Source organism: Streptomyces sp. NPDC017520, from assembly GCF_044329855.1.
In the GTDB taxonomy this organism is placed as follows: Bacteria; Actinomycetota; Actinomycetes; order Streptomycetales; family Streptomycetaceae; genus Streptomyces.
The window spans coordinates 442,202-450,493 of sequence record NZ_JBIRKB010000007.1; the positions used below are offsets into that span (position 1 = coordinate 442,202).

At 70.4% G+C, this 8,292-nt stretch carries 8 protein-coding genes; 3 read left to right on the plus strand and 5 right to left on the minus strand.

The window, feature by feature from the left end; translation table 11 throughout:
• Positions 1-190: 190 nt before the first annotated feature.
• Positions 191-2,452, minus strand: coding sequence for an ATP-dependent RecD-like DNA helicase (locus ACH4KB_RS19990; RefSeq protein ID WP_398067201.1), 2,262 nt, complete (start codon positions 2,450-2,452; stop codon positions 191-193).
• Positions 2,453-2,636: 184 nt separating this feature from the next.
• Between ACH4KB_RS19990 and ACH4KB_RS19995 the strand changes: the two genes are divergently transcribed.
• The gene (locus tag ACH4KB_RS19995) at positions 2,637-3,161 is read left to right on the plus strand and encodes a hypothetical protein (RefSeq protein ID WP_398067202.1); all 525 of its coding nucleotides are present in this window, start codon (positions 2,637-2,639) and stop codon (positions 3,159-3,161) included.
• 236 nt (positions 3,162-3,397) lie between these two features.
• Here the strand turns inward: ACH4KB_RS19995 and ACH4KB_RS20000 are convergent, their stop codons facing one another.
• Positions 3,398-3,991: a MarR family winged helix-turn-helix transcriptional regulator gene (locus ACH4KB_RS20000; protein ID WP_398067203.1), complete on the minus strand. Its 594-nt coding sequence runs from the start codon at positions 3,989-3,991 to the stop codon at positions 3,398-3,400.
• A gap of 153 nt (positions 3,992-4,144) precedes the next feature.
• Between ACH4KB_RS20000 and ACH4KB_RS20005 the strand changes: the two genes are divergently transcribed.
• Positions 4,145-5,824: an MFS transporter gene (locus ACH4KB_RS20005; protein WP_398067204.1), complete on the plus strand. Its 1,680-nt coding sequence runs from the start codon at positions 4,145-4,147 to the stop codon at positions 5,822-5,824.
• Here the strand turns inward: ACH4KB_RS20005 and ACH4KB_RS20010 are convergent.
• On the minus strand, positions 5,790-6,188 hold the full coding sequence (locus ACH4KB_RS20010) for a VOC family protein (protein WP_398067205.1): 399 nt from the start codon (positions 6,186-6,188) through the stop codon (positions 5,790-5,792). The genes ACH4KB_RS20005 and ACH4KB_RS20010 overlap by 35 nt on opposite strands.
• Before the next feature lie 117 nt (positions 6,189-6,305).
• Between ACH4KB_RS20010 and ACH4KB_RS20015 the strand changes: the two genes are divergently transcribed.
• Positions 6,306-7,319, plus strand: a complete 1,014-nt coding sequence (locus ACH4KB_RS20015; protein ID WP_398067206.1) for a helix-turn-helix transcriptional regulator — start codon at positions 6,306-6,308, stop codon at positions 7,317-7,319.
• A 126-nt stretch (positions 7,320-7,445) separates the two neighbouring features.
• On the opposite strand, the gene ACH4KB_RS20020 is transcribed toward ACH4KB_RS20015, so the two are convergent.
• Together ACH4KB_RS20020 and ACH4KB_RS20025 are read right to left on the minus strand one after the other, a co-directional pair.
• Positions 7,446-7,772 (minus strand): hypothetical protein, encoded by a 327-nt coding sequence (locus ACH4KB_RS20020; RefSeq protein ID WP_398067207.1) that lies wholly within the window; start codon positions 7,770-7,772, stop codon positions 7,446-7,448.
• The gene (locus ACH4KB_RS20025) at positions 7,769-8,104 is read right to left on the minus strand and encodes a hypothetical protein (protein ID WP_398067208.1); all 336 of its coding nucleotides are present in this window, start codon (positions 8,102-8,104) and stop codon (positions 7,769-7,771) included. The genes ACH4KB_RS20020 and ACH4KB_RS20025 overlap by 4 nt, the downstream gene beginning before the upstream one ends.
• Positions 8,105-8,292 lie beyond the last annotated feature (188 nt).

Below are 8,292 nucleotides of genomic sequence, written 5' to 3' on the forward strand. Positions count from 1 at the left end.
TCTTCTTCGAGGTGCCCTGACTGTCTTCCACCCTCCCCCATTCGGCTCAGGAGAGTGCACTCGGGGTCGTCCATTGGACTCATTGGCGGCACTGAGTGCCGCCAACTTACTCATCCTGCCCCCTTGACTGCGGTTCCGGAAGACCTCCGTGATGTTTCCCACCGATTTGATCGATCATTTTTGCCACGGCTCACGCGAAGTCTTCGCCGGAGCCGCCCCGGAGCCGGAAATCCAGTGCTGTACAGCGTCTGCCTGCGGAAACCGTGCGGACGGCCTGGCCGATCGCCTTACGGGAGCCGACCAGGACCACCAGCTTCTTGGCCCTCGTCACGGCGGTGTAGAGCAGGTTGCGCTGGAGCATCATCCAGGCACTGGTGGTGACGGGGATGACGACGGCCGGATACTCGCTGCCCTGGGAGCGGTGGATGGTCATGGCGTACGCGTGGGCCAGCTCGTCCAGCTCGTCGAAGTCGTACCCGATCTCCTCGTCCTCGTCGGTGTGGACGGTGAGCTTCTGTTCGTCCAGGTCAAGGCCGGTGACGACGCCGACCGTGCCGTTGAAGACGCCGTTCTCGCCCTTGTCGTAGTTGTTTCGGATCTGGGTGACCTTGTCGCCGACCCGGAAGACCCGGCCGCCGAACCGCTTCTCGGGGAGGTCGGGGCGGCCCGGGGTGATGGCCTGCTGGAGCAGCCCGTTGAGATTCCCCGCACCCGCCGGGCCCCGGTGCATCGGGGCGAGCACCTGCACGTCACGGCGGGGATCGAGGCCGAATTTGGCCGGAACGCGACGGGCCGCCACATCGACGGCGAGCTTGCCCGCGTCCTCCGTCTCGTCCTCGACGAAGAGGAAGAAGTCGCTCAGCCCCTCCGTGAGCGGCGGCTGCCCGGCGTTGATCCGGTGGGCGTTGGTCACGACGCCGGACTGCTGGGCCTGGCGGAAGATCCGGGTGAGCCGGACGGCGGGGACCGGGCCGCCCTCCGCGAGCAGATCGCCCAGCACCTCCCCCGCGCCGACCGAGGGCAACTGGTCGACATCGCCCACGAGGAGGAGGTGGGCACCGGGTGCCACCGCCTTCACGAGCTTGTTGGCGAGCAGCAGATCAAGCATCGACGCCTCGTCCACGACGACCAGATCCGCGTCCAGCGGGCGATCCCGGTCGTAGGCCGCGTCCCCGCCCGGCTTCAGCTCCAGGAGCCGGTGCACGGTGGACGCCTCGGCCCCGGTCAGCTCCGCGAGGCGTTTGGCGGCACGCCCGGTGGGGGCGGCGAGCACGACCTTGGCCTTCTTGGCCCGGGCCAGCTCGACGATGGACCGTACGGTGAACGACTTCCCGCAGCCGGGGCCGCCGGTCAGGACGGCCACCTTCCGGCTGAGCGCGAGCCGTACGGCCTGTTCCTGCTCGGGGGCGAGGGTGGCCCCCGTACGGGTGGCGAGCCAGGCCAGGGCCTTGCCCCAGTCCACGTCCCTGAAGGCCGGCATGCGGTCCTCGCCGGTGTTGAGCAGGCGGCGGACCTGCCCGGCGAGGGACAGCTCGGCCCGGTGGAAGGGGACGAGGTAGACAGCGGTGATCGGTTCGCCGCCCTCGGGGGACGGCACCTTCTCCCGTACGACGCCCTCCGGATCGGCGGCCAGCTCGGCCAGGCACTCGATGACCAGCCCGGTGTCGACCTGGAGCAGCTTGACGCCGTCCGCGATGAGCCGCTCCTCGGGGAGGTAGCAGTGCCCCTGGTCGGAGGACTGGGACAGGGCGTACTGGAGGCCGGCCTTGACCCGCTCGGGGCTGTCGTGCGGAATGCCGACGGCCTGGGCGATCCGGTCGGCGGTGAGGAAGCCGATGCCCCAGACGTCGGCGGCCAGCCGGTAGGGCTGGTTCTTCACGACGGAGATCGAGGCGTCCTCGTACTTCTTGTAGATGCGGACGGCGATGGAGGTGGAGACCTCGACGCTCTGGAGGAAGACCATGACCTCCTTGATCGCCTTCTGCTCCTCCCAGGCGGTCGCGATCATCTTCGTGCGTTTGGGGCCGAGGCCGGGGACCTCGACCAGGCGCTTCGGCTCCTGCTCGATGATGTCGAGGGTGTCGACGCCGAAATGGGTGGTGATTCGGTCGGCCATCACCGGGCCGATCCCCTTGATCAGCCCGGAGCCGAGATAGCGGCGGATGCCCTGGATGGTGGCGGGCAGCACGGTGGTGTAGTTCTCCACGGTGAACTGCTTGCCGTACTGCGCGTGCGAGCCCCAACGGCCCTCCATCCGCAGCGATTCGCCGACCTGCGCGCCGAGCAGCGCGCCGACGACGGTGAGGAGGTCCCCGGCTCCGCGTCCGGTGTCGACGCGGGCGACCGTGTACCCGTTCTCCTCGTTGGCGTAGGTGATCCGCTCCAGGACGCCAGTGACCTCACAGACGCCTTCGCGGTTGCCCCGCTTGGCGTCAACTCCCCTACCGGGCACCGCCCCACCTGCTCATCCGGTCTCCGCTGTCTCTGGGAGGCTACCGCCCGCCGCCGACAGAGCGGACTCGACCGTGTTCCGCGAGGTGGATGTCCGGTGTGTGGCGGCAGCCGGCCTGTCCTCGTGAGATAACGACTTGGAATCGCGCCTCCCTGGCACGTCTCGACGCCTGCATGCTCAGGCCATGGGAAGACGCGACGGGGTGCGCAGGGGAACAGCCCGGGGGTATCTGCTCGACGGCTGCCTGGCCGTGCTCGTGCTGCTTCTTGTGTGTCTCATCGGGCTGTGGGTCTGGCTGGCCACGGCGGATGACCGCGCCGAGGCGAAGGCCCGCGCCGATATGCGGAGTGCTGCTGAGACTCGGCAGGAGAGGCTCGCCGGGGCGGCAGCCGACGGTGTGCTGGACGACAGCGAGATCGCTCAAGTCTTCCCACGGGGAAAGCCGGCCCAAGGCCTGGTCGGCGTCGAGCGGCAGGGCTCTGACCTCACGGTGACGGCAGAGCTGTTGGGCGTCGGACCGGGGGCCTTCCTCGCCGGCGAGACACTTGTGACGGGGTGCTTCGCCTTCGAGGTCGCGCTGGACGGCAAGTCAGGGCCCGCGGTCACCGTCAGGGAATTGGCCGTGGAAACCGAACCGCAGTCGGCGTGTACGGCGGCAGGGGTGCCGACTCCCCGCGTCCGTCCAGGAGAGCACCCAACCTCGTCCTGACCCAGGTCGCGTTTGGTTGGTGAGGTGAGATCCGCTCCAGGACACCCTGGAGGACGGCCATGTTGGACATGACCCGACGCTACCGGGTGGCACTGACAGGGCGGTTCGCGGCCCGGGGGCGGGCTACGCGGGCGGGGATGGGCTACGCGGCCCGGGGGCGGGCTACGCGGCGCGGTCGTAGCGGACGGGCTCTTCGGGGGAGCAGGGGCCGGCGTCCCCGTCCTCAGCACAGACGGTCAGGGGGAGACGGGGGTACGGGGGCCGGGTCCGCCGTCCCGGTACTCGTTGGCCAGCAGGGTGTCCATGGTCGAGCGCAGCCCGCCGAGGAACTGCTCGAACCGCTGGATCTCCTGCGGGGAGTAGGCGGCCATCGCCTCGGCCATCCGCTCGGAGTACGGGCCGAAGAACGCGATGGCCCTCGGCCGGATGTCGGGGCTGCTGCGCAGGGTCACCACCCGGCGGTCGGTGCTCTCGCGGGTGCGGACGATGTGTCCCGCCTGTTCGAGCCGCTTGAGGAGGATGGCGGTCGCGCCGGAGGAGAGCGAGACGCGCTCGCTGAGCCGGGCCGGCGACAGGGGTGCGCCCTGGTCCTCCGCGTAGAGGATCTCGACCAGGGCGGCGGCATCGGTGGAGTGCAGCCCGAGCCAGGCCGCGAAACGGCGGGTGAACTCGGTGTAGTTGGCCCCGAAGGCGCGCAGGCCGTCCATCACACGGTCGACCCGCGGCGTCTCGTGGTCGACCGCGCCGTCCCCGCCCACCGGGACGTCCCCGTCCACCGGGCCGTTCCCGTCCACCGTGACGTTCCCGTCGGCTCCGTGCCCGTTCGGCATTGGCGCTGCCCCGCTCTCTTCCGGTCCCGGTTCCGTCGCGGGCCCTCCGGCCGCGTCCCCCACCGCCCGCTTTGACAACCTACCCCGCCACATTTACCTTTGCCACAAAGGTATCTTTCTTTGCGGCAAAGCAATTCGGGGAGTAGAAGCACTGTGCCCGAACCAGCGGAAATCCCTCCCACACCACGTCAGTGGCTCGGCCTCGTCGCCGTGGCGCTCGGCGTGGCCCTGATCGTCGTCGATCTGACGATCGTCAACGTGATCCTCGCGCCGATCATCGAGGACCTCTCCATCGGCTCGTCGGAGGCCCAGTGGATCCAGGAGTCGTACGCGATCACGTTCGCGGCGCTCCTGCTGGTCACCGGACGCCTCAGCGACCTGTACGGCGCACGCCGGATCTTCCTGCTGGGCCTCGCCGTCTTCGGCGTGACGAGCCTGCTGGCCGCGCTGGCCCCCGGCGGCGGCCTGCTGATCCTCGCCCGGTCCGTCCAGGGTGTCGGCGGAGCGATGATGCTGCCCACCTCGCTGGCCCTGCTGAACGCCACGTTCACGGGCCGGGCGCGCGGTCAGGCGTTCGCCGTGTGGGGCTCGACCATCGGAGCGGCGGCGGCCGTGGGCCCACTGCTGGGCGGATGGCTCGCCGACTTCTCCTGGCGGTGGGCCTTCGGTATCAACATTCCGCTGGTCGCCCTCATCGTGGTGGGGGTCCTCCGGTACCTGGACGCGTCGCCCCACGCCCGGGGCCGTATCGACGGCGTCGGCGCGGCGCTGTCGGCGGTGGGGCTGGGGCTTCTCGCGTTCGTGCTGATCGAGGGACGTACTCATGGCTGGCTGATGACGACCGAACCGCTGGAGATCGGAGACTTCTCCTGGTCCGGCGGGCTCTCGCCGGTGTTCGTCGCCCTGCTCCTGTCCGTCCTGGCGCTGGGCGTGTTCTGGCGCAGGCAGGCCGTGCTGAGCCGGGCGGGCGACGAGCCGCTGATGGACGTGTGGCTGCTCTCCATCCGCTCGTTCCGCAACGGCAACTTCGTCACGCTGATGGTCGGCCTCGGGGAGTTCGGCATCATCGCGGTGCTGCCGCTCTGGTTGCAGTTCGCCCTCGGCTACAGCGCGTTCGAGGCGGGCCTCGCCCTCGTCGCCCTGGCCGCGGGCAGCTTCGCCGCCTCCGGGGCGAGCTTCCCGATGGCCGCGACGGTGCCCGCGCTCGCCCAGGTCCGGATCGGCCTGGGCCTGGAGGCCGCCGGGCTGGCGCTGCTGGCCCTGACCGCGTCCACGGACAGCTCCTGGTGGCTCATCGCCCTCGCCCTGTTCGTGTACGGGATCGGCGTCGGCTTCGCCACGGCGCAGGTCACCAACATCGTCCTCGTGGACGTACCGGAACGCAGCGGAGGCCAGGCGTCGGGCATCCAGAGCGCGGCCCGCGAGCTCGGGTCCGCCCTCGGCATCGCCCTCCTGACCACGCTGTTCTTCAGCACCCTGGCCTCCGGAATGACCGAACGGCTCACCCGGGACGGAGTCCCGGCGGACGAAGCGGAACGCCTCGGGAGCGTGGTGACGGAGAGCGCGGGATCGGTGATCGAGACCCTCGCCGCGGAGCCGCGCACGGCATCGGCGGCTCAGGCGGCCCGCGAGGCGATGGCGGTCGGCGTGCAGGTCTCCGGGTACGTCTGCGCGGGGCTGCTGCTCCTGGCGCTGGCGGCGACGCTGTTCATGTCGCCGAAGGCCCGTACCGAAGAGGGGCCGAAGGCGCGTACGAAAGCGGGGCCGAAGGCGCGGCCCGGAGCCGACAGGGAGGCCCTCAGCGGGCGAACTTCGCCACGGCCGCCGGAGTGACCGGCGTGAAGAAGTTCACGAGGTTGCCGTCGGGGTCCCGGAAGAGCAGCGACCGGTTGCCCCACGGCATGGTGGTGGGCTCCTTGACGAACTCGGAGACGTGTCCGGTCAGGTTCTCGTACACGCGGTCCACGTCCTCGACCAGGAACTCGATGATCACGCTGTGGTTGTCGGCCGGGCGTGCGGAGTCCGGTGCGAACAGCGAAACCGTACGGGTGCTGCCGATGGCGAGCGTGGCGCCGGGGGTCCTGATCTCGGCGAAGTCCTCGGTGGACCAGGACGCCGGGAGGCCGGTGGCCTTCTCGTAGAACGCGACGAGACGTGCGACGTCGCTGGTGATGACGCGGATGGAGGCGAAGTCCATGGTGAGCTCCCTGTGTCGGCGGGTGGGGCCTCGGAACCGGTGGCCCGGCTCCCGGACTTCGTACGTTAGAACTTATAGCGGACAGAATCCGCCCGGTATCCGGCCTAGACTTCGAGCATGCCCCGGACCTCGACGACGTACCGGCCCACCGGCCGGGTGCTCACCCTGCTGGAACTGCTCCAGTCGGGCGGCACCCGGACGACGACCGAACTGGCCGAGCGGCTCGGCGTCGACGGGCGCACGGTGCGGCGCTACGTGAACCAGCTGATCGATCTCGACCTCCCGGTCGAGCCGGTGCGCGGCCGGTACGGCGGCTATCGACTCGCTCCCGGACACCGCCTGCCTCCGCTGATGTTCGACGACGACGAAGCGCTCGCCGTGCTGCTCGGGCTGATCGCCGGGGGCCGGGCGGGGCTGACCACGGGGGCGGCCACCGCGAGCGAGACGGCCGCGGCCAAGATCCGGCGGGTGCTGCCCGCGCGGCTGGCCCGCCGCCTCGACACGGTGCTGGAGTCCCTCGCCCTCACCGCCCCGTCCGGCTCGTTCGACGCCCCGGACGCCGAAGTGCTGCTCACCCTCGCCGACGCGGTGCGCCACCGCAGGCCGGTCGCGATCAGGTACACCGACCGTGAGGGCCGGCGCAGCGACCGCACGCTGCATCCGTACGGGATCGTGGTCCATTCCGGCCGGTGGTACGTCACCGGCGGCGACCCGGCGAGCGGGGAGGACCGGAACCTGCGGCTCGACCGCATCGCGGACGCGAGGGCCCTGCCGGGGTCCTTCGAGGAACCCGCCGGACCGGACCCGGCGGAACGGCTCCTGTCCGGCTTCGCCACTGCGGACTACCGGTACGAGGTGACCGTGCGGGTCCACGGGACGGTCGAGCAGATCCGGGCCCGGCTGCCCGCGAGCGTCGCGAGGGTGGAGGAGGCCGAGGCCGAGCAGGTGGAGGGCATGGATCCCGTGACCGAGCGCTGGCTGCGCGTCGAGATCCGAGCGGAGCGGCTCGACTGGCTGCCGCCGGTCCTCGCCTCCCTCGACCTGCCGTTCGTCATCGAACGTCCCGCCGAACTGCGCGACCTGGTCGTCGCGTTCGCGGACCGCCTGGCGAGCAGCGCGCGGCGGACCTGACAGGGGATCGCGGCCCGCCCTCTCCCCTTCCCCGACCGCCGGCGCTACCGGACGGCCACCGTCGCTTCTCCCTCTCTTCCCCTCTCCCTCGATGGCCGACTCCGAAACTCTCGGGCGACCGGTCGCCTATGGCTGATCTGGCCCATCCGCCCGAGGGAGTGTCGCTTCCAACCGGGAGCCCCTGCTCTCCGCGACCCGTTTGACCTGTACCAGGGACTCACTCAACCGGGCGGCGAGAAAGTGGAGTTGCGGAGCGGTCGCGTCCGTCTCGGCCAGCAGGTCGGCGGCGTGTCCGAGTAGTTCGTCCGCCATGTCGAGCTGGATCTCCTCCACGTCGTCGGCCGCCCGCGACACGTAACCAGTGCCGTCCCCCACGACGTAACAGGGTTTCCCTCCCGTGCCGCTCCAGGGCAGCAGCCGCACCACGGAGGCGTCCTCCCCGGCGGCCCTCATGCGGCGGCCCCGCTTTCACAGCCGGAACCGACCGCCAGGTCCACCCCGCGCACCGCGATCCAGAGCCTTCCGCCGCGCCTGCGCTGCCGCCGCCGCTCGGCCGCCAGCTCCTCGGCCACCTGGCGTTCGTGCGCCACGAAGTACGGGCGTACCAGCGGGCTGTCCTCGCCCCGGGGAGGGCGCTCACCGGTGCGGTATGCGGTCGGACCGCCGACGTAGTCGCAGGAGTAGGGGTGGACGTCCGCACAGGTGTCCAGCGGATGCCGTTGGCGTGGTGCGGTGGTCAGGAAGCTCAGCACCGGCTTCAGGAGCCGGGCGAGGACGTGCTTCATGGGGCCTGCCTTCTCAGGGTGCGTCGACGTGCGGGGCATCGCTTCGTTCCGTAGCGAATCCATCACAGAGTGGGGTCGCGGGTCGCTACGCTGCTAGAGGTCGTCTTCAAAGGTCAGATCCAAAGCAGGATTGAGGCGATGGTGACGGCCGCCTGGTAGGACTCGCGGGTTTTGTCATAGCGGGTGGC